The 20,138-nt window shown below is 38.3% G+C and carries 23 protein-coding genes; 18 read left to right on the forward strand and 5 right to left on the reverse strand.

The window, feature by feature from the left end; genetic code table 11:
• Positions 1 to 70 precede the first annotated feature (70 nt).
• From cyoE to ACY3XC_RS20625, 7 genes are all read left to right on the forward strand, one after another.
• On the forward strand, positions 71 to 1,009 hold the full coding sequence (gene cyoE, locus ACY3XC_RS20595; RefSeq protein ID WP_464870187.1) for a heme o synthase: 939 nt from the start codon (positions 71 to 73) through the stop codon (positions 1,007 to 1,009).
• Positions 1,010 to 1,193: 184 nt separating this feature from the next.
• On the forward strand, positions 1,194 to 1,340 hold the full coding sequence (locus tag ACY3XC_RS20600; protein ID WP_165979194.1) for a hypothetical protein: 147 nt from the start codon (positions 1,194 to 1,196) through the stop codon (positions 1,338 to 1,340).
• A 14-nt stretch (positions 1,341 to 1,354) separates the two neighbouring features.
• On the forward strand, positions 1,355 to 1,822 hold the full coding sequence (locus ACY3XC_RS20605; protein ID WP_179161377.1) for a cytochrome c oxidase subunit II: 468 nt from the start codon (positions 1,355 to 1,357) through the stop codon (positions 1,820 to 1,822).
• Positions 1,823 to 1,841: 19 nt separating this feature from the next.
• Positions 1,842 to 3,524, forward strand: coding sequence for a cbb3-type cytochrome c oxidase subunit I (locus tag ACY3XC_RS20610; RefSeq protein WP_464870245.1), 1,683 nt, complete (start codon positions 1,842 to 1,844; stop codon positions 3,522 to 3,524).
• 116 nt (positions 3,525 to 3,640) lie between these two features.
• Positions 3,641 to 4,273, forward strand: coding sequence for an SCO family protein (locus tag ACY3XC_RS20615; protein WP_464870189.1), 633 nt, complete (start codon positions 3,641 to 3,643; stop codon positions 4,271 to 4,273).
• Positions 4,274 to 4,276: 3 nt separating this feature from the next.
• Positions 4,277 to 4,834 carry a hypothetical protein gene (locus ACY3XC_RS20620; protein ID WP_464870190.1) on the forward strand — a complete coding sequence of 186 codons (558 nt, stop codon included), beginning with the start codon at positions 4,277 to 4,279 and terminating at the stop codon, positions 4,832 to 4,834.
• A gap of 22 nt (positions 4,835 to 4,856) precedes the next feature.
• Positions 4,857 to 5,462 carry a methyltransferase gene (locus ACY3XC_RS20625; RefSeq protein WP_464870191.1) on the forward strand — a complete coding sequence of 202 codons (606 nt, stop codon included), beginning with the start codon at positions 4,857 to 4,859 and terminating at the stop codon, positions 5,460 to 5,462.
• A 33-nt stretch (positions 5,463 to 5,495) separates the two neighbouring features.
• Here the strand turns inward: ACY3XC_RS20625 and ACY3XC_RS20630 are convergent, their stop codons facing one another.
• Both ACY3XC_RS20630 and ACY3XC_RS20635 read right to left on the reverse strand, forming a co-directional pair.
• Entirely contained in the window at positions 5,496 to 6,575 is a 1,080-nt protein-coding gene (locus ACY3XC_RS20630; protein ID WP_464870192.1) for a UvrB/UvrC motif-containing protein, read from the reverse strand.
• Between the two features lie 84 nt (positions 6,576 to 6,659).
• Complete coding sequence (locus ACY3XC_RS20635; RefSeq protein ID WP_464870193.1) at positions 6,660 to 7,025, reverse strand: DoxX family protein; 366 nt, start codon at positions 7,023 to 7,025, stop codon at positions 6,660 to 6,662.
• A 272-nt stretch (positions 7,026 to 7,297) separates the two neighbouring features.
• On the opposite strand from ACY3XC_RS20635, the gene desA reads away from it, so the two are divergent.
• The 4 genes from desA (at position 7,298) to ACY3XC_RS20655 (ending at position 11,440) form a co-directional block, all read left to right on the forward strand.
• Positions 7,298 to 8,329, forward strand: a complete 1,032-nt coding sequence (desA, locus tag ACY3XC_RS20640) for a Delta(5) desaturase DesA (protein WP_464870194.1) — start codon at positions 7,298 to 7,300, stop codon at positions 8,327 to 8,329.
• Positions 8,330 to 8,473: 144 nt separating this feature from the next.
• On the forward strand, positions 8,474 to 9,607 hold the full coding sequence (locus ACY3XC_RS20645; RefSeq protein ID WP_464870195.1) for a sensor histidine kinase: 1,134 nt from the start codon (positions 8,474 to 8,476) through the stop codon (positions 9,605 to 9,607).
• 3 nt (positions 9,608 to 9,610) lie between these two features.
• Positions 9,611 to 10,210: a response regulator transcription factor gene (locus ACY3XC_RS20650; RefSeq protein WP_045522398.1), complete on the forward strand. Its 600-nt coding sequence runs from the start codon at positions 9,611 to 9,613 to the stop codon at positions 10,208 to 10,210.
• 465 nt (positions 10,211 to 10,675) lie between these two features.
• Positions 10,676 to 11,440, forward strand: coding sequence for a MerR family transcriptional regulator (locus ACY3XC_RS20655; protein WP_464870196.1), 765 nt, complete (start codon positions 10,676 to 10,678; stop codon positions 11,438 to 11,440).
• A gap of 78 nt (positions 11,441 to 11,518) precedes the next feature.
• On the opposite strand, the gene ACY3XC_RS20660 is transcribed toward ACY3XC_RS20655, so the two are convergent.
• The gene (locus ACY3XC_RS20660) at positions 11,519 to 12,106 is read right to left on the reverse strand and encodes a YdcF family protein (RefSeq protein WP_464870197.1); all 588 of its coding nucleotides are present in this window, start codon (positions 12,104 to 12,106) and stop codon (positions 11,519 to 11,521) included.
• A gap of 146 nt (positions 12,107 to 12,252) precedes the next feature.
• On the opposite strand from ACY3XC_RS20660, the gene ACY3XC_RS20665 reads away from it, so the two are divergent.
• Genes ACY3XC_RS20665 through ACY3XC_RS20690 form a run of 6 tightly spaced genes read left to right on the forward strand, consistent with a single transcriptional unit; the run spans position 12,253 to position 17,139 of the window.
• On the forward strand, positions 12,253 to 13,356 hold the full coding sequence (locus ACY3XC_RS20665; RefSeq protein ID WP_464870198.1) for an MFS transporter: 1,104 nt from the start codon (positions 12,253 to 12,255) through the stop codon (positions 13,354 to 13,356).
• Positions 13,357 to 15,519, forward strand: coding sequence for a formate dehydrogenase subunit alpha (gene fdhF / locus ACY3XC_RS20670; protein WP_464870199.1), 2,163 nt, complete (start codon positions 13,357 to 13,359; stop codon positions 15,517 to 15,519).
• The gene (locus ACY3XC_RS20675; protein WP_179161400.1) at positions 15,512 to 16,081 is read left to right on the forward strand and encodes a 4Fe-4S dicluster domain-containing protein; all 570 of its coding nucleotides are present in this window, start codon (positions 15,512 to 15,514) and stop codon (positions 16,079 to 16,081) included. Before fdhF ends, ACY3XC_RS20675 begins: the two co-directional genes overlap by 8 nt.
• Positions 16,078 to 16,581 carry a QcrA and Rieske domain-containing protein gene (locus ACY3XC_RS20680; RefSeq protein WP_133370531.1) on the forward strand — a complete coding sequence of 168 codons (504 nt, stop codon included), beginning with the start codon at positions 16,078 to 16,080 and terminating at the stop codon, positions 16,579 to 16,581. The genes ACY3XC_RS20675 and ACY3XC_RS20680 overlap by 4 nt, the downstream gene beginning before the upstream one ends.
• Before the next feature lie 12 nt (positions 16,582 to 16,593).
• Positions 16,594 to 16,788 carry a hypothetical protein gene (locus tag ACY3XC_RS20685; protein ID WP_179161402.1) on the forward strand — a complete coding sequence of 65 codons (195 nt, stop codon included), beginning with the start codon at positions 16,594 to 16,596 and terminating at the stop codon, positions 16,786 to 16,788.
• 21 nt (positions 16,789 to 16,809) lie between these two features.
• Positions 16,810 to 17,139, forward strand: coding sequence for a group I truncated hemoglobin (locus ACY3XC_RS20690; RefSeq protein WP_256989296.1), 330 nt, complete (start codon positions 16,810 to 16,812; stop codon positions 17,137 to 17,139).
• Positions 17,140 to 17,176: 37 nt separating this feature from the next.
• Here ACY3XC_RS20690 and ACY3XC_RS20695 read toward each other — a convergent pair whose 3' ends face one another.
• Entirely contained in the window at positions 17,177 to 17,914 is a 738-nt protein-coding gene (locus ACY3XC_RS20695; RefSeq protein ID WP_464870200.1) for an Mrp/NBP35 family ATP-binding protein, read from the reverse strand.
• A 493-nt stretch (positions 17,915 to 18,407) separates the two neighbouring features.
• Positions 18,408 to 18,788: a hypothetical protein gene (locus ACY3XC_RS20700; RefSeq protein WP_464870201.1), complete on the reverse strand. Its 381-nt coding sequence runs from the start codon at positions 18,786 to 18,788 to the stop codon at positions 18,408 to 18,410.
• Between the two features lie 234 nt (positions 18,789 to 19,022).
• On the opposite strand from ACY3XC_RS20700, the gene argC reads away from it, so the two are divergent.
• Entirely contained in the window at positions 19,023 to 20,060 is a 1,038-nt protein-coding gene (gene argC / locus ACY3XC_RS20705; protein WP_464870202.1) for an N-acetyl-gamma-glutamyl-phosphate reductase, read from the forward strand.
• Positions 20,061 to 20,138 lie beyond the last annotated feature (78 nt).

A 20,138-nucleotide genomic window follows, 5' to 3' on the forward strand; every position in this document is an offset into this window, starting at 1 on the left:
TATCATGCAAAAGGATTTGATGTATGATTTAATAGTAGGGAAGGAATTATGTCTGGAGGTTTAGTGAAAAATGAGTAAAAATGAAATATCTTCTTTTCAGAAGGTTGGGAAAGAACTTTTAATAGATGAACGAAATCCCTCTAGCTTAATCTCTGACCTAAAGTCACTTTTTAAAGCAGGGGTTTTAATCGCAAATGTCCTGCCTGTTTTTACTGGATTCTGGTTAGCGCTGCATTTTACTAATCATTCGTTTAGTGATTACTGGGAAGTGTTTTTACTAACCATTGTTGGCAGTACAATGGTTATGGCAGGAGCTCTCGTTCTTAATAATTGGTATGATGTTGATATTGATACTGTAATGGATAGAACAAAAAATCGGCCAACGGTAACGGGAAATATCCCATTAAACGTCGTTTTAACACTGGGAATTGTTATGACTATATTGGGATTAATCCTGTTACTTTTTACTACAATGGAGGCGGCCATTTATGCATTCGTGGGCTGGTTCACGTATGTAATTTTGTATACGATGTGGTCTAAGCGAAGGTTTACCCTTAATACGGTAATTGGGAGTGTGTCAGGAGCTGTTACCCCGCTAATCGGTTGGGCAGCCATTGAATCTAGCAATCATATTGTTCCAATTATATTGTTTTTAATCTTATTTATTTTTCAAATGCCGCATACCTTTGCGATCGCTATGAAGAAATGTAAAGAATATAAAGCGGCGGGTGTTGCCATGCTTCCCGTTGTACATGGGTTTGAAATGACAAAACGACAAATTGTCGTATATGTCGCATGTTTACTACCCTTACCTTTTTACTTAACGTCTCTCGGTACACCATTTATTGTTATTGCAACTTTACTTAACGTAGGGTGGTTAGTCGTAAGTATTAGCGGATTTTTTACGAAAAATGACCTAAAATGGGCTCATATCATTTTTCTGTATTCTGTAAATTATGTAACGATATTGTTCCTTACAATGATAATTGTTACACTGCCTCTTTTCTGAAAAATTGTTAACTATATTTAAAAAAGGCTGTCCCTGCTGACTTTGAGGGGGTAGCCTTTTTTGTCGTTCATAAATTTGTCACTTTTAAAACATCAATATGACACAATGTGATTCAGTTCACTTCATTGAGAATCAGTCGCAATTATTATAAGGGTAAGAACAAATTAAGGGGGTTGATTTTTCGATGGCAGCTACAAAGGTTACTCATAAAGGTAAAAAAGAAGAGCACGAAGCACCGCTAAAAGGAACATGGATTTCCGTAACAGTGGTTGGAGTCGTAATTGTTGCAACGTATATAGTTCTATACGGTCTTTATATGGCCAGAATATAAGGGGGATTAGAGAGATGAAAATGCATCTTGATGAAAAAATATGGCTTACAATAAGTTTTGGTATCATTATGGGATTCATGTTTATCACAGGTTACCAAGCTTTTGCACTAGAAATGGGACCACCAAGTAATATGGAAACAATTGATCCACAGAAGGTGGATCAAACTGCACCATTCGATAACCCGGGAGTTAAAAAAGTTGGTGACAATGAATATGAAGTCGTTATGACACTACAAGCGTTTGGATTCACTCCAAATAACATTGAAATACCAGCAGGGGCAAAAGTTACGTTTATTCTGACCTCAAAGGATGTTGTTCACGGATTTGAAGTTGCTGGAACAAATTTAAATGCAATGGTTATGCCAGGGCATATTCAAAAAATCACACAAACATTTGATAAGCCAGGAAGTTATTTAGTTATCTGTAATGAATATTGTGGTGCAGGTCACCAAGTAATGAGTACAACGATTACGGTTAAATAAGGGGGGACAGTAGATGAAAATGGAAGCAGATTTAAAAGTAGGTTTTAAAGATAAAGCAAATAAAATGCTGGGATATCACCCAGAGGATGCAAAATTATCGAAATCATATATAGCTGTAGCATTTATCGCATTATTGGTTGGTGGATTTTTAGGATTATTACAAGGTCTAAATCGAGCAGGATTGTTAGAGTTACCAACTTGGTTTAATTATTACCAAGTATTGACTGCACATGGTTTACTGCTAATCCTAGTGTTAACAGCATTCTTTACCATTGGATACTTTTATGCAACACTTTCACATAATTTAGGGGGGCTTCTTCCGAAAGTAAGAAAGCTCGCTTGGGTTGGATTCTTTGTTAAGCTTGTAGGATTTGTATTAGCCGTTATTCCAATCTTAATGAATGAAGCATCGGTTATGTACACCTTCTATCCTCCGATGGCTGCACATCCTATATTTTATATCGGTTTAGCATTAATCGTAGTGGGTGTTTGGTTGTGCTGTATTGGAGCATTTATCCAAGTAGCGAATTGGAGAAAAAATAATAAAGGACAACACGTTCCAATCCTATCTTACTTTGCAACTGCTGTCTTCATCCTATTATTTTTCGCTCTAATGTTCGTAGCAGTTGAAGTATTATTTATGATTATTCCTTGGGTGTTTGGCTGGGTTGACACGATCAACGTGATGGTCGCTCGTACACTGTTCTGGGCATTTGGACACACATTGGTTAATATCTGGTATTTAACAGCTGTTTCTGCATGGTACGTAGTGGTACCAAAAGTTATCGGCGGAAAGCGCTGGAGTGATTTACTAACACGTGTGGTTATTATCGCTCTAGTCATTATGAACATCACTGGTGGATTCCATCACCAAATCATAGACCCTGCTATCAATGAAATCGTTAAATTTATGCATGTATTTATGAGTTTGGCAATTGGATTCCCATCTCTCATGACAGCATTTGCACTATTTGCAGTATTTGAGCGTACGGCTAGAAGAAAAGGCGGCAAAGGTTTAGTTGGCTGGTGGAAGAAAATGCCATGGGGCGATGTTCGCTTCCTAGCACCATTTATTGCAATGGTTGCCTTCATCCCAGCTGGAGCTGGCGGTATTGCACAAAGCACAAACCAATTAGACCAAGTTGTTCATAATACAATGTGGATTGTTGGACATTTCCACTTAACATTAGGTATGTCAGTTGTTATGACATTCTTTGGAATCAGTTATTGGTTAGTTCCTTTTATTTCAAACCGCGTATTAACACCGCAAATCAATCGATTAGGTGTTATCCAAACTTGGATTTGGACAATTGGTATGATCTTTATGTCCGGTTCTATGCACTACGTTGGATTACTTGGTTCACCAAGAAGAACTTCTTACTCCACTTATGGGGATCATGCAACAGCATTAGGCTGGGACCCATACTTGATGTTATTAGCAGTTGGCGGTACGTTGTTAATTATTGGTGTAATTCTTCAAGTGTACGCCGTATTCAATATGATGTTCTTTGCACCAAAAGGTGAAACAGAATTCCCAATCGCAGAGGAAGAAGAAAACGCAACAAAAACTCCTTATTGGACAGAGCGTTGGGGTGTGTGGATCGTATTAATGCTTATTGTTGTCGCAATGGCATATGTAATACCATTGACGGATATGATTGTAAATGCACCTCCAGGATCACCACCAATTAAAACTTGGTAATAAGAAAAGCGGAAGCGCCTAGGCGCTGGAGCTAGACAGTTCCCATTAAAAGAGATAGCTCAAAGTGCTTGGGCTGTCTCTTTCTTCTTAAAAAAACAAATTTGGAAGTGATCACTATGATCAATAATAGATATACGAAAATTTCATTTTTTCTCGTTATGTTATTTGGAATCGGATTGTTTTTTATAGGAACCGATGGATTCACGGCATTTACTGCAGAAAAAGCCAGAGTGCAGCAGCTAAAAGATGATAAACCTAAATTCCCTGATGTTACCCTTGAAGACAGCATGGGACGAAAATATTCAATATCTGAATTTGAAGATAAATATGTATTTATTACATTTCTCTATACATCATGTACCACGGTTTGCCCTGAATTAGAATACAACATGAAGCAAGTTTACGATAAACTGCCGGGTGGCGTTAAAGGGGAAGAAATAGTCTTTTTGAGCATAAGCTTCGATCCGCAAAGAGATACCCCGGAAGTTTTAAACAAATACAAAGACCATTTTAAAAGTGATGGTGAAACCTGGCGGATGGCAAGAGTTCCAAATCAGGCTGAGTTAGATTCATTATTAAAAGCATTTGGTGTCATTGTGATCCCAGATGAATACGGTAATTTTGCTCATAACTCTGCTTTTTATTTAGTGGATAAAAAAGGTAGCCTGATTGATGTAATGGATTATAAAAAAATCGACGAAGCTGCTCAAAAGGTTGCTAACATCTTAGAAAACAAAGGGGAGGAATAATTGATGAATCAGTCATTTTATGGCTTACTATTTTTCATTTTCTTAGTTATTCCTCCTGTTGCAGATTTCATGGAATCCGTAATGGCTATTCATATGCATATGCAAATGCCAATGCTGGTTATTGCGGGAATGTTAATGGCATCTTTTTTCAAAAAACGATTTCCGCACTTTTTTGAAAAATGGAACAGCAATGGGGTACCGGGAATTACGTTATTTGTCATCATCATGGTATACTGGATGTTACCGCGGTCAATGGATGAAGCATTGACTACACAGACGGTAGAAGTTTTTAAATTTATTAGTTTGCCATTTTTAGCGGGAATTCCTTTAAGAGATAGTTGGAGAAAACTCAGTTCTTCAGGAAAAAATGTTGTGATCATTAGTTTCACTCTTATGTTTATTGGACTGGGATGGTTATATGTTTGGTCCCCTGTGCAATTATGTAATAACTATTTGGTGATCGAGCAAGTAACGCTTGGATGGGCATTTTTACTAACTGCAATAGCTATGGTAGTCTATTTAGCCTATAACTTTTTTATCGACCCTTCCGCATATGAATGAGAGGACAGGCAGGAGTGAATGAATGAAAGAAACGAATTATGATGAATTGCTGAATATCGAAACGGAAGGAAATCAAAGGGGATATAACAAGTCCTTCCATTATCACAGATATGAACCAACTCCCTACACTGCACTTGAAAATTTATTTGCTGAATATGAATTAAATAGCAGTGATCATATTGTTGATTTTGGCTGTGGAAAGGGAAGACTTAACTTCTTTATTCATTACCTATTTCATTCTTCCGTTACAGGGGTTGAGATGAACGAAAAGCTTTACGAAGAAGCGATAGAGAACAAAGAAAATTATTTGATAAAAGCTAAAAATAAAGGTGAGATACAATTTCAATGCTGCTTGGCAGAAAAATATGAAATTAATCCTCTGGATAACACTTTTTATTTTTTTAACCCATTTACGATCCCGATTTTTTGGAAAATCATTAATAATATTTTGGTTTCGGTAGAGAAATTCAAACGGGAAGTAGACGTGATTTTATATTATCCATCTGAGGATTATATCTACTATTTAGAAAACCATACCTCATTTGAATTAATAAAAGAAATTCAACTTCCTGGTTTATATGAGAACAATTCCAATGAGCGATTTTTAATTTATCGTTTAGCCTATTAAATAGCCCTCGCAGTCTAATTAAGACATGGAGGGCTATTTTTTGATGGATTGTTTTTTATAAATTAATTTTGTTACTGCATTTTCAATGCTCATATCTTTGTGGTTTGTAATCCATTTATCAGGAATCGTCTTATAGCGGCAATGGCTGCTTTTTAAATAGTTATAAATAATTTGAGCTTCGTCAATCTCATCTCTCTTGATATGGCTGCCGGAAGGGAAATCAGTATGGTTAAAGGTTGTGGTGATGAGGCTGCTGAGTTGATTAACCTCAGCACTATCATAGTTAACTATTTTACTAAAAAGAATTTCGCTGCGTTTTATTAGAAAAAGCTTGAAGGTATTCTCGCTTAGATTTTCCAGGACCACAATATTTTTATTTTCTTCCGTAAACTCGATGACCTTTTCTTTTCGAAGTAGAAACTGAATGGCATCGATCCTATCTCTATATCTAGCGGCAGCCTCAAAGTCAAAATCGGCGGAGGCTTCAGCCATTTTCTTCTTCATATCATCAAGGATTACCTTATTCTCACCATTTAGGAATGCAATGATATCGTTGAGTATGGCATGGTACTTTTGTAAAGCTGGTCCACCGCCGCACATTCCTATGCATAGCCCAATAGAATGATTGAAGCATAGCGAATCCTGTCGCTTAGGATTACTGCAAAGAATTTTAAAGGCTTCTTTGATGCCGATGATCGCCATTTCGACCCTAGCTTTGCTAGGAAAGGGACCAAAATAAAGTCTGCCATCCTGTTCATCTCGATGGTTTGTGATTACTATGTCCGGGTATTTTCTATCCTTATTAATCGCAATGTAAGAGTAGGACTGGGGGCTTTTCATCATTTTATTAAATAGAGGTTTTATCTCGCGAATTAATTTACATTCCAGCATAAACGCATCAAATTCTGTATCTGTTAACAGAATATCAAAATCTCGAATATTGCTGACAAGCTTAATAATCTTTTGCGGATGTGCTTTCGATTGCTGGAAATAGGATTGAACACGTCTTTTTAGATTTTTTGCCTTGCCGACATAAATAATTGAGCCGCGGGCATCCTTCATTAAATACACTCCAGGGGTTGAGGGAAGATTTTTCACTTTTTCCTTTATCAAATCATACTCTCCCCCTTTCCCATTTTTCTTCATTTTAACATAAAAAAATAACCAGATTGAGTATAACAATCTGGTAAAAAGCATTTATGAAGGTGATTTTGAATAAAGGATATACAATAGTAGTAACATGACAATATCCAATCTCGCCTTAAATGCAAAAGGCAGTATTCCGCTGTTTAGGAGTGGGAGTTTTGTTAGCAGAATGGCCGCAATCATAATCCCAATTAAGGGGATAACTGCATTTTTTACACTGCGGTTAAGTAAAATTAGTAAGCCGCAAATAATCTCTAGAAAGGCTGTTACATACAACAGAATATCTGGGAAAGGCAGTCCTAAACCGATAAATACTTCCAGAAGTTCAGTGCTGAATAATTTCATCACACCTGACGTAATAAAGACAAAAGCAACAGCATATCGGATTAAACTAGCTGTCGTCAACGAATGATTCATGTCCATTCCCCCTTTGTTAAATGTATTCAAAGGATAGGACAAACCATGAATGAAATAGTAAAATTTTTAAAAATTAGGGTTAATATTGACGACTAAAGCAGAAAATATAACTGCCCAAAAGGGGAGGAGAGGCTCGAGACTTGAGCTTCTCCTCTCTTGCGTAATAGGGGGAATATGACATTTATCATGTTTCGCATATGACAGCTATATCTACAAAAGGGAGTTTTACTAGGGCTATAATTTTGATAACAAATGAAAGAAGGGATAAAGTTATGATGGAACAAAACCAAAAGAATATACGAAAGCAAGTAGCACCTTATGAAAAATCAAATCTACGAGCAAGCATTTGGCAGATGACAAATACCCTGGCACCGTTCATTTTACTATGGTTACTTGCTTATCAAAGCCTTACCATTTCGTACATACTAACTTTGGGGATTTCTGTCCTTGCAGCAGGATTCTTAGTAAGGACTTTCATCATTTTTCATGACTGCTGTCATCACTCCTTTTTTAAAAATCGGAAAGCAAATACAATTCTTGGGACGATTACCGGAATATTGACCGTTTTTCCCTATCACCAATGGCAGCATGACCATTCTGTGCACCACGCAACGAGCAGTAATTTAGATAAGCGGGGAACGGGAGATATCTGGGTACTGACTGTGGATGAATACTTAGCTGCTTCAACATGGGAAAGATTAAAATATCGTTTGTATCGGAATCCACTTGTTATGTTTGGATTAGGTCCGATTTATGTATTCCTGCTTAAAAACCGCTTTAATAGAAAAGGTGCACGGTTCAATGAACGAATGAACACCTATATAACCAATGCAGGGATTGCAGCTTTAACTGCTGTGCTATGTTTAACACTTGGATGGGAGCAATTCCTATTGGTACAAGGACCTATCTTTTTAATTTCAGGCTCACTTGGGATCTGGCTGTTTTATGTGCAGCATACGTTTGAAGATTCATACTTTGAGGAAGATAAGCATTGGGAATATGTGAAAGCAGCGGTTGAAGGCAGTTCCTTCTATAAACTTCCGAAGGTTTTACAATGGTTAACGGGAAATATTGGCTACCATCATGTACACCACCTAAGCCCGAGAGTACCTAATTATAAGCTGGAGGAAGCGCATAATAACACACTGCCCTTGCAAAATGTTCCAACCATTACATTAGCAACAAGTCTAAGTTCGCTCAAATTCCGTCTCTTCGATGAACAAAACAAGAAGTTTGTTGGCTTTAAGGAAATTAAGGTTCTAGTAAAAGAACAGAAGAAGTTTCTTAGACCGGAGAAAGTATGAAACGACAAGCCCTGTTAGGGGGCTTGTCGTTATTTCTGTTCTAAAATATGGTATGGGTCGAATAAATAGTAGTAAATGAAGATAGTGGGTAATTGTGGTAATATTAAGGTGATAAACTATTTAAGCTGAAAATGAGGTTCTATTATGATAAAAAGGTATATGACATTCCAGAAAAATAGCGGCATATCACCATATATTTGGACCATTCTTTGCATACTGCCCTTTTATTTTATTTTCCAAACATCCTCACCTATTAAAATCATCGTTGGTCTTATCCTAACCATTCTCTTTTTTATCTTCTATCGAATTGCATTCATTTCGAAAGGGTGGCCGGTTTATCTCTGGACCTTCATCTTAATAGGTATTTCGATTACATCAACCAGCCTCTTCAGCTATGTGTATTTTGCTTTTTTTCTCTCCTATTTTATTGGAAATATCAAGGAGCGAATTACCTTTCTAACCTTATATTTTATTCATTTGATTAGTACATCCGCGTCTATTAACTTTAGTATTGTCCAGCAGGATGAACTGTTTCTTAAGCAATTGCCTTTTGTCATCATCATTTGGATAAGCGTCATATTGCTTCCATTTAATATTCATAACAAGAAAGAAATGGGGCAGTTGGAAGAAAAGCTTGAGGATGCTAATAAGCGGATTTCAGAGCTAGTTAAGTTAGAGGAACGTCAACGGATTGCCCGTGACCTGCATGACACATTAGGTCAGAAGCTTTCACTTATTGGATTAAAAAGCGATTTAGCTAGAAGATTAATCACAAAAGACCCAGAGCAGGCACGAAATGAATTAAAAGACGTGCAGCAAACGGCAAGGACAGCGTTAAGTGAAGTCAGAAAAATGGTGTCTTCAATGAGAGGAATCCGGTTAAAAGATGAGATTGTCCGGGTGAAACAAATATTGAAGGCCGCTGAGATAGACTTCGAGGGAAACCAGGATATTTCTATTAAAAATGTTCCTTTATTGACCGAAAACATTCTTAGCATGTGCATGAAAGAGGCGGTTAACAATGTCGTCAAACATAGTGGTGCCAGCTCCTGCTCCATTTCAATCGAGCAATCATGGAAGGAAATGGTGATGACCATCCATGATAATGGAGTGTTTAAAAGCGAAGGTGATAAAGAACTGAGGGGAAGCGGTCTTTTAGGAATGAAAGAACGCCTTGAGTTTATTAATGGCAGCTTAGAACTTCTAACAAAAGAAGGCACAACTTTAGTCATTAGAGTGCCCAATGACGTAAAGCCATTAAATAAGGAGGAGGCGTAATAAATGATTAGAATTGTAATAGCGGAAGACCAGCAAATGCTGTTGGGCGCCTTCGGTTCGCTTCTAAATTTGGAAGAGGATATGGAAGTGGTTGGCAAGGCATCAAATGGGGAAGAAGCAGTGTCTTTAGTTAGGAAGCATCAGCCTGATATTTGTATTATGGACATTGAAATGCCAGGTAAAACAGGATTAGAAGCGGCAGAAGAGCTAAAAGGTTTAAACTGCAAAGTAATTATCCTAACCACATTTGCCCGGACTGGTTATTTTCAACGTGCCCTCAAAGCAGGAGTGAGAGGCTATCTGTTAAAGGACAGCCCAAGTGAGGAGCTGGCAAGCTCCATCCGACGGGTAATGGAAGGAAAACGAATCTATGCACCAGAGCTTATGGATGATGTATACTCCGAAGAAAACCCGCTTACAGATCGTGAAAAAGAAGTATTGGAACTCGTTGCAGATGGCAAAAATACACAAGAAATCGCAGAACAACTCAGCATCAAAACCGGAACCGTGCGCAATTATATCTCGACCATACTAGACAAACTAGACGTCAAAAACCGAATCGAAGCGATCAAACAATCCAAAGAAAAAGGCTGGTTCAAATAGGTTGGTAAATTGAAACAGGAGAATCCTAACGGGTTCCGTTTCTTATCGCAAAACGTCAATTTGCACATATCGATTTCGTATAGGTATGAGAATTCATAGACGGAGAATTTCCGGCTAATGTAAATAGAGGAGCTTCAGGAGCCGATATAAGCGGAGAAATTCCGCTTAACTGCTCTAAATATGACAAAATCCAAAGATTTGGATGACATAAGCGGAAAAACTCCCCTTATTTATAGGGAAATATAGGTATTTCCTAATTTAAGCGGAATTTCTCCGTTTATCATACACAGTCAACATTCAGTTATGTATCAGGAAACAGCCTTAGCAGAAATCAAATAAAACATTTCGGCCAGCCATTGTCCTCCACACAAATGGCTGGCTTTAGTTTTATAAAAAATAGGCAAACTAAGGTATTGACCTTAACGTTGCGTAAAGGTGTATGGTTATTTATGAGGAGATGATCACATGGATTATACAATACAAAAATTAGCTAGTCTCGCAGGTGTCAGCACTCGTACACTCAGGTATTATGATGAAATTGGAATTCTTAAGCCGGCAAGAATCAATTCATCAGGATATCGGATCTATGGTCAGGAGGAAGTAAACACTCTTCAGCAAATCTTATTCTATAGAGAGCTGGGAGTCGGGTTGGACAGTATCAAGGAAATTGTAACGGCGCCTTCTTTTGATGGGGCAAAAGCACTGCGGGAGCATCGTGAAAAACTCCTCGAAAAAAAAGAACGACTAGATTTATTAATCGCCAATGTCGATAAAACAATAGCACTTACGGAAGGGAGAATAACCATGTCAAATAAAGAAAAATTTGAAGGCTTTAAGAAAAAGATGGTTGAAGATAACGAGAAAAAATATGGCAAGGAAATCCGTGAAAAATATGGCAAGGAAAGTGTTGAGGCTTCAAATGCAAAAGTATTGAACATGACAGAGGAGCAATATCAAGAGGTAACAGCTTTAGCAGAACAACTGCATACCACATTAGCTGAAGCATATAAATCAGGAGACCCTGCAGGTGAGTTAGCACAAAAAGCAGCAGATCTCCACAAGCAATGGCTAACCTATTATTGGAAAGAATACAGTAAGGAAGCCCATGCGGGTCTAGCTCAAATGTATGTGGATGATGAAAGATTTACAGCTTATTATGACAAAGAACAACCTGGTACAGCAGTATTCCTAAGGGATGCGATTCATATCTACACAGGTCAAAAAAACTAAAGGTTAAGGAAAAGGGAAGAAATAAATTATCAAATTTATAATGACCAAAAAACCGGCTAATGTTTTATTGGCCGGTTTCTATTTTTTGAAGAATATTACTAGATAATATTTAGTTATCGCGAGATACTCCCTAGCGTAGGATTTTGGAATGGCTACGGTCGGAGTTTCAGCAGGAATCCCTTGTAAGCTCAATCCTTGGTCTTTTGCTATGGACTTGGAACGATAAAGATGAAAATCGTTGGTCACGAGCAATCCAGTTTCGAGATGATCCGGAATAAGCTTTTTTGAAAAAGTGATGTTTTCAACAGTGTCAGTTGATTTATCTTCTAGTAATATTCTATTACCATCTACCCCATGTTGAAGTAATCCTCTTTTAATCGCTTCTGCCTCTGTAATATCCTCTCCTGGTCCTTGTCCTCCCGATGCAATCGCAATGGTTTCTTTATTTTTCTTCATGTATTTTGCTGCAGTATCAATCCGATATTGAAGTGCCAGTGAAGGAATTTCACCTTTAACACGTGCCCCAAGAATAATGATATAGTCAGCATCCAACGGTACTTCACTATTTATGTGGTCCCTAATCTTAAAATGTAAGATAGCGAAGTAAAGTAATACACTGAGTGTAAGCACACCTATAACCATAAAAATTTTCTTTCTTTTCCCCATCTAATCCGCGTCCCTCTATGTATAATCTTTTTACTTTTTATTCTACCATAGTCGAATTACCTTTCTCTTTATATGTTAAATTACTGGGAATTTTTTTACATACCCTTGGCATACTAAACAAGATAAAGAGTAAAGGAGTTTAGCATATGAACTTTTATCCATATGAAGAAGATTCACTGCTTTTTTCAAAGAAATCAGCACGAAATGTTTTTATTGTGTTAGTGATTGTATTTTTTTCTGTCTATATTGGATCAGAACAATTTGGATATTTCGATATGGCCTTATACGGATATTTATGGGCAACTGTTTTGTGCTTCGTGCTGCTGACAATCAGAATCACCTCGTGGACCTTACGTCCTCCAACTAGAAGGCTGTGGAAGCAAGGCTTCAAAATGATGTTTAGTGCTAAAGGGCTTGCATTTATCTTTAAGACTTTGTACACCAATATCGGAGAACAAAGGTTTATAAGAAATCGGTCTGTCTATCGCTGGGTACAGCACATGTTCATTTCTTGGGGAGTCATATTCTCATTTGCGATTACCTTTTCCCTTGTACTTAATTGGCTTCATTTTGAATTAGTTGAACCTAAAACCTATGCGGCAGTGGTTTTTGGGATTCCAATGTTTCGAATGGGAGTTGACTCACTTCTCGCTATTGCCATTTACCACGGTTTAAATTGGACAGGAATTGCTGTCATTATTGGCTGCGGTATGGCGCTGTATCGAAGAGTTACAGACGAGAAAAAGATCGTTGAACAATCAAAAGAATATGATTTCTTTCCACTCTTTCTACTAATAGCAATCTCAATAACTGGCTCTTTATTAACCGTGTCAGCCTTGTGGATGGAGGGGGCTTTCTATTTAGGAATTGCGATTGCGCACCAAGTTACCGTCATCGTTTTTCTTTTATATTTTCCTTTCAGCAAGTTCTGGCATTTACCACTTCGATTCTTAGCGGTAATGGTACCGATGTACCATGCGATGGGAGAACAAAAACAATGTGCTAGATGTGGAATAGAATATGCGACGGCTACACAAATCAAGGATGTTCAATTAGCTTTGGAAAAAAGACATTTGTCTGTTCCGATTGATCATACAACACTTCATTTTTCAGACTTATGTTCACAGTGCCGGAGAGTTAGTCATAGATTGAGTGCCTATGGTGCTAAAGTTCATTTCCGTAAAGCGAACCTCGTGTTAGAAAGTAATGAGAAAAACGGACTCCAATTAAAGAAGGGAGGAGATCAATAGATGGGTCATGCACAAAATAAAGACTACGCGCAAAGAGATTACGATGCGATTTTACGAGATGGCGAGGAACTGATTTCTACGCATTGCTGCTTCTGCGGGATGCAATGCGGGATGAATATTCGCGTCAACAAAGAAGATCAATCGGTCCTCGGTGTGGAGCCTAGATATGATTTTCCAATGAATGGGGGCAGGCTTTGTCCGAAGGGAGTAAGTGCTTACCGGCAGGCAGAGCATGTGGAACGCCTTAAGCACCCGCTTATTCGAAAAAATGGAAAGCTAGAACAAGCTACATGGGATGAAGCAATGGATTTGATTGTATCGAAAATCCAAGAAATTCAAGGCAAGTATGGAAAAGATGCCTTTGGAATTTATAGCGGCTCCTCGATGACAAATGAAAAATGTTACTTAATGGGTAAGTTCGCACGGATAGGACTTGGGACAAAAAATATTGATTACAATGGCCGCTATTGTATGTCATCGGCATCTGTCGGCTTCAACCAAAGTATCGGCATTGATAGGGGATCAACCAATCCTTGGTCTGACATAAAGTTTGCAGATGTATTGTTGATTGCAGGCTCTAACACAGCTGAGTGTCACCCGTTATCGATGCCATATATATGGGGTGCTAGAGACCGCGGAGCAAAATTAATTGTCGTCGACCCTAGACAAACGAAAACAGCACTTGTAGCAGATGTCCATCTAGATATTCGGCCAGGAACCGATGTGGCGATAGCGAATGGCTTACTGCATGTCATGATTGAAGAAGATTTAGTTGACCATGACTTTATTCAAAACCACACAACTGGTTATGAAGAATTAAAGGAACTAGTTAAGAAATATACACCTGCCCATGTTTCTGAGATTACAGGTGTTGCGGTTGACAAAATCATAACAGCTGCTCGACTATTCGGTCAGGCAAAAACCGGGATGACCATGTTCGCACGCGGGGTTGAGCAGCATGCAACAGGTACAGATTCCGTTTCAAACTATGTGAATCTTTGTTTAGTAACAGGGAAAATGGGTAAAAAGGGTTCTGGGGTTGCAACCTTCACAGGTCAGGGGAATGGCCAAGGCGGCAGGGAACACGGACAAAAAACAGACCAGCTGCCTGGGTTCCGAAAAATCACCGACCCGAAAGCACGAGAATATATTTCTGGTGTGTGGGGTGTTGATGAATCCGAAATTCCAGGACCGGGATTATCGGCCTTTGAAATGCTTCAAGCTCTAGGAAAAGAAATTAAGGGATTGTTATTAATCTGCAGCAATCCGATTGTATCCTCCCCAACAGTGGGTGATGTGGGTGAGTATCTAAAGAGTTTAGACTTTTTTGTTTGCATGGATTTCTTTTTATCGGAATCGGCAGAGCTAGCGGATGTTGTTCTTCCTTCGACCGTTTGGATTGAAGACAATGGAACCATGACGAATGTTGAAGGAAGGGTATTACGAGTGAAAGGTATTGATCGTACACCTGGTGAAACAAAACGGGACTGGAAGGTAATTTGTGAAATTGCGGAACGACTGGGCAGGGGGCAATACTTCCAATTTAATTCACCAGAGGATATCTTTAATGAGCTTCGGGTTGCAAGTAAAGGCGGGACCGCAGATTATTACGGAATCACCTATGAAAAGCTTGATAAAATGCAGGGGGTTTTCTGGCCTTGCCCAACAGAGGAATCGGAAGGGTTACCAAGATTATTTGAGGATTTGAAATTTAATTTCCCTGATGGAAAAGCAAGAATCCTAGCATTTGAACATAAAGGTCCAAATGAGAAAACGAGTAAAGAATACCCAATCATTTTATCGACTGGACGAGTTGTATTTCACTATTTAAGTGGGAATCAAACAAGGAGGATTGAGGCTCTGCGTAATTTATGTCCAGATCCATATGTGGAAATTCACCCTAACTTAGCGAAAAAATATAACATCGAACATGGAGAACCCGTAAAGGTATCTAGCCCAAGGGGAAGTATCGAACTCCCAGCAAGAGTTACAAAAATAACGAGAGAGGACATGGTATTCGTTCCCTATCACTGGGGTAAATCCTTGGCAATCAATCATTTGACAAACCCCGCATTAGAACCGAAATCGAAAATACCAGAATTCAAGGTTTGCGCAGTCAAATTAGAAAAGATTGCACAGCAGGCAGGTGAAAAGCTTGGCTAAGGTTTTATATATTGATTACGAAAGATGTATTGGCTGCCGAGCTTGTGTCATTGGATGTGAAGAATGCAGCGGGCATGACCATTTATCGAGGATGTTTGTTGATGAGTTAAATCCAGGAGAAACGGTGGCAGCCTCGCCAACTCCCTGTATGCACTGTGTAACACCAGCATGCGCGGAATCATGCCCTGTTCAAGCCATTGCAATTGCAGATGATGGAACGGTATTATCTGCCTCATTAGAAAAATGCATTGGCTGTAAAAACTGTACATACGCTTGTCCATTTGGAATTCCAAGAGTGGATGATGTGAAAAAAGTAATGTACAAGTGTGATATGTGTTATGACCGGACTTCTAAAGGAAGACCGCCAATGTGTGCCAGTGTTTGTCCGACAGATACGATTCGTTTTGTGGATGAACACGAAATTAAAGCAGAACCACCTAAGGAAGTTCAGTTTAAGTGGGATTTTGGCGGTACAGTGATTGAAACAAGGACTGTTATTGGAATGCCGGATACGGAAACAAATAGATATGGATTCAGAGAAGGCGATGGTGTTCAATCATGAAGAAAATAGAGGGATTTCTTCGAAAGTTGTCTTTTAATATCAGAAGAGATAAAGAATTAGAATTAAATAGAAGAGGTTTTATCGCCTCTTCCTTATCGTTAATGGGCGTATTATTTGTAAGTTCAACCCCTTTAATGGCATTATCGAAAAATCGCGAAGAAGAAGCCCATGATTCTGAGGTATTTATTGTAAATGAAAAAGATATCGCTGTTGGACAGAGTGTTTCATTCTATTATCCTGATGAGAATGATTCTGCGATACTGGTTAGAATCTCTGAAAAGGAATATAGGGCATATAACAGTAAATGTACACATTTGATGTGTCCGGTTTATTGGGAAAAGGATACTGGGAAGTTAACCTGCCCGTGCCATAATGGCTTCTTTAATGTGGAGGATGGGTCCGTTCTAGCAGGACCGCCGCCGAGGGCGCTTCCGTCCATTAAGTTGAAATTTAAAGGTAAAAAAATCTACGCTGTTGGAATCACTCAGGCTCAGCATTAGGAGGCGGGTTTTATGAAAATGGCATGGTGGGTTTTTATGAGTCTGCTGACCGTGCAAATTATCCTTATTCAATACATGGTAGAGGAGTATCTAGCAGGTCATTACGACAATCTTTTCTATTATGTATTGGCCTTAGGCTTTATGTTTGTTTTGACACTGATAACGTATCTATTCTTTAGAAGAGTGGACAAAGTAATGGATCATTAAAGGAGGACGAAAGGGTTGCAAATGAATGATGAAAAAATAACATCTGTCGTAAAAGATTTCTTTCATAAAATTCATGCAGATGATTTGATGAGCAAATTTTTTAAAGATCATGATCAGGAGAGAATTCAGCATCACCCTCAGACATTTTTACAGCATGGATTGGGCGAAGGAAAATATAGCAATGAACAGATAGCAAACGCACATAAAGATATCCCGATCAATGATGAACATTTTGAAGCAATGGTCGGGAATTTCATCGCAACACTAGATGAGAATGGGTTTAGTGCAGATGACAAACAAAAGATACATGGAATATTACAAGGATATAAAGGCGATATTTTAGGTAAATAAAATAGTGGTGCCCCGTTATCGGGACACCACTATTTTTTTAGGCAATTGAATTCTGTACTGTATCAGCTAATTCGTTGTATTTATCAAACAGCAAGGAACCTCGTTTATAGATAGAAGGTTCATAATCATCTTCTTTTGGAGCTAATATGGGCAGCTGGGCAATGAGATCAGTCCCCAATTTTGATGCTAGCTGCTCCGAACCGCCTTTACCGAAAAGATAATACTTTTGCTCGAGATCTGGCGGCTGAAAATATGCCATATTTTCGACGATACCTAAGATATTATGATTATTGATTGCCGCCATTTTACCTGCTCGTTCTGCAACATGTGAGGCGGTTGGATGTGGAGTTGTGACAACAATCTGATTGGAGCTTGGAATCAGGCGGTTCACGTCCATGGCAACATCACCTGTCCCAGGCGGCATATCGATTATGCAGTAATCCAGAGGACCCCAAATCACTTCATTAATAAATTGGTTGATGACTTTTCCGAGCATAGGTCCGCGCCAAACTACTGGATCATTATTTTTAACAATAAAACCCATTGACATGATTTTTACACCATGGGATTCAACAGGAATGATTTTATTATTCATCGATTTCGGACCAAAACTAATATTCATCATGTTCGGAATGCTGCTTCCATATATATCAAAATCAATTAATCCTACCGCTTTTCCCTGTCTAGCCAACGAAACAGCAAGATTTGCAGATACAGTAGATTTACCGACCCCGCCTTTACCCGAGATCACCGAAATAACTTTTCCAGATAACATACTCTCACCTCTTTTTGTTTAATGCTGTTCTCGTAAAAATTGTTGTTAAAATCTTAAAGCCGATTTTAACGTGGAATAAGCTGTTTTGAGCTATAGAACTAAGTTTGAAGGCTCTTTTCTCAATAATTTAGGCTATTCACAATGAAAATACGGCCAAATAAATCGTTTTTACTTTTAGGCTGTGTTATTATTCAAAGTTGATTTTCGTGTAGGGTTGATCATTCATAGGCGGAGAATTTCCGCCTATTGTAGAAAAGGAACCTTAAGAAGCAGATATAAGCGGAGATATTCCGGTTAGCTGCTTCAAATAAGACAAAATCCAATGATTTGGATACCCATAAGCGGAAAAACTCCGCTTATTATGAAAGAAATATGGGGATTTCCCAATTTAAGCGGAAATTCTCCGCTTATTTTCCCAACACAGTAAAATCAACATTCAGCTTTAACACAGCCTACTTTTATAAAGCAACAACATTTGAGAAAAGAGACTTGTTTAAAGACAATTTTTCATCGAGCTCTGAAGGTACTCTATCCAAGGCTCCCAATTTTTTATCATATATGCTGGTTCTCCATCAGACAAATAACCTAAAAAGCTCTTCGAATCATCGACGACCACATCATTTCCTTCTCGCAGTCGAGAGATTAAGTCATGAATAATGATATATTCCTCTAACAATAATTCACTTGAATACTCAAGCTTAACCCCGTTCTTGGCGATATGGACATCGCCTAGTGCCTTATCAGAATTGTCAAGATAGATTTCATAGTGGCTATCCGACCTCTTCTTTAGAAAAGGCAAGTCATATTTGGCAAAATCAACTTCTTTATGAAAAGTTAATGTTGTAGTTAACAGTCGACATACCTCCTTACTCATCTCTAACAGTATTTACCATTAACTCTCATAAAAAACATCTTTTTCAAGGAAGTTGCGACATGAATAAATCATGCATAATATTTGTATATTCATACACAGATAAATGAAAGCGTTTCCAAATATAAAAGTAAAAAAAGTTCAATAAAAACTGAAAATTAGGCAATTTATTTCTTGAATAAATATTACTGAGTATGTATAATAATTCATTATATAAGAGACTTAGGAGTGGGGAAAATGAGGGCTGCAATTATCGGTGGAACGGGATATGGTGCAATAGAGTTAATAAGGCTTATAAACAAGCATCCGCATTTGACAGTTGGTTCAGTTGTTTCCAACTCTCAGGCTGGGAACGACATTAGCGAATCCTACCCACACCTTACTGAAATAATAAATCAACCATTTGAAAGCTATGATCCGGATAGATTAGCAAAAGAGAATGATATTGTATTTTTAGCTACACCGTCAGGCGTCAGTAGTAAGATGGCGCCGCAGCTTGTAGATAAGGGTATTAAAGTAATCGACCTTTCAGGAGATTTCCGGCTAAGGTCGCAAAATGAATATGAAACCTGGTATAAGCATTCAGCACCAGATGAGGAATACTTAAGTAAGGCAGTTTATGGATTGAGTGAGATTTATGAAGAAGAAATTAAACGTGCCACTTTCATTGCTAATCCGGGCTGCTACCCAACGGCAACCAGCCTCGGTTTGCTGCCAATTTTGAAAGCAAATCTTGCAGACCCAAATTCTATTATTATAGATGCAAAATCAGGGGTATCTGGTGCCGGCAGAGGTCTTTCTTTAACAGCACACTACGCTGAAATAAATGAAAATCTAAAAGCATATAAGCTCGGAGCACACCAACATATACCGGAAATTGAACAAGTACTTAAAGATGAAAGCGGCAGACTGGTAACGATTTCGTTTACAACTCATTTAGTTCCGATGTCTAGAGGAATTATGATAACAGCCTATGTTAATTTACTTGGGAAAATATCAACGAGTGAAGTGAATGCGTTGTATAAAGAGTTTTATGAAAATCATCCATTTGTCAGGATTAGGCCAGAGGGAATCTATCCTTCAACCAAAGAGGTTAGTGGCAGTAATTATTGTGACATCGGATTACATGTTGACCAGCGAACGAATCGTCTAACCGTGATTTCAGTAATTGACAATTTAGTTAAAGGTGCAGCAGGGCAGGCGATACAGAATGCAAATTTAATGAATGGCTGGGCTGTAAGTACAGGGCTTGAAGACATATCATTATATCCTTAATAAATTTATTGATTGAATAATAGATGGAAAGTTATATAGAGACTTGGGTTGACAAACAATGAAGACATTCAAGGGGGA

This window comes from Bacillus sp. CZDM1 (assembly GCF_055502545.1).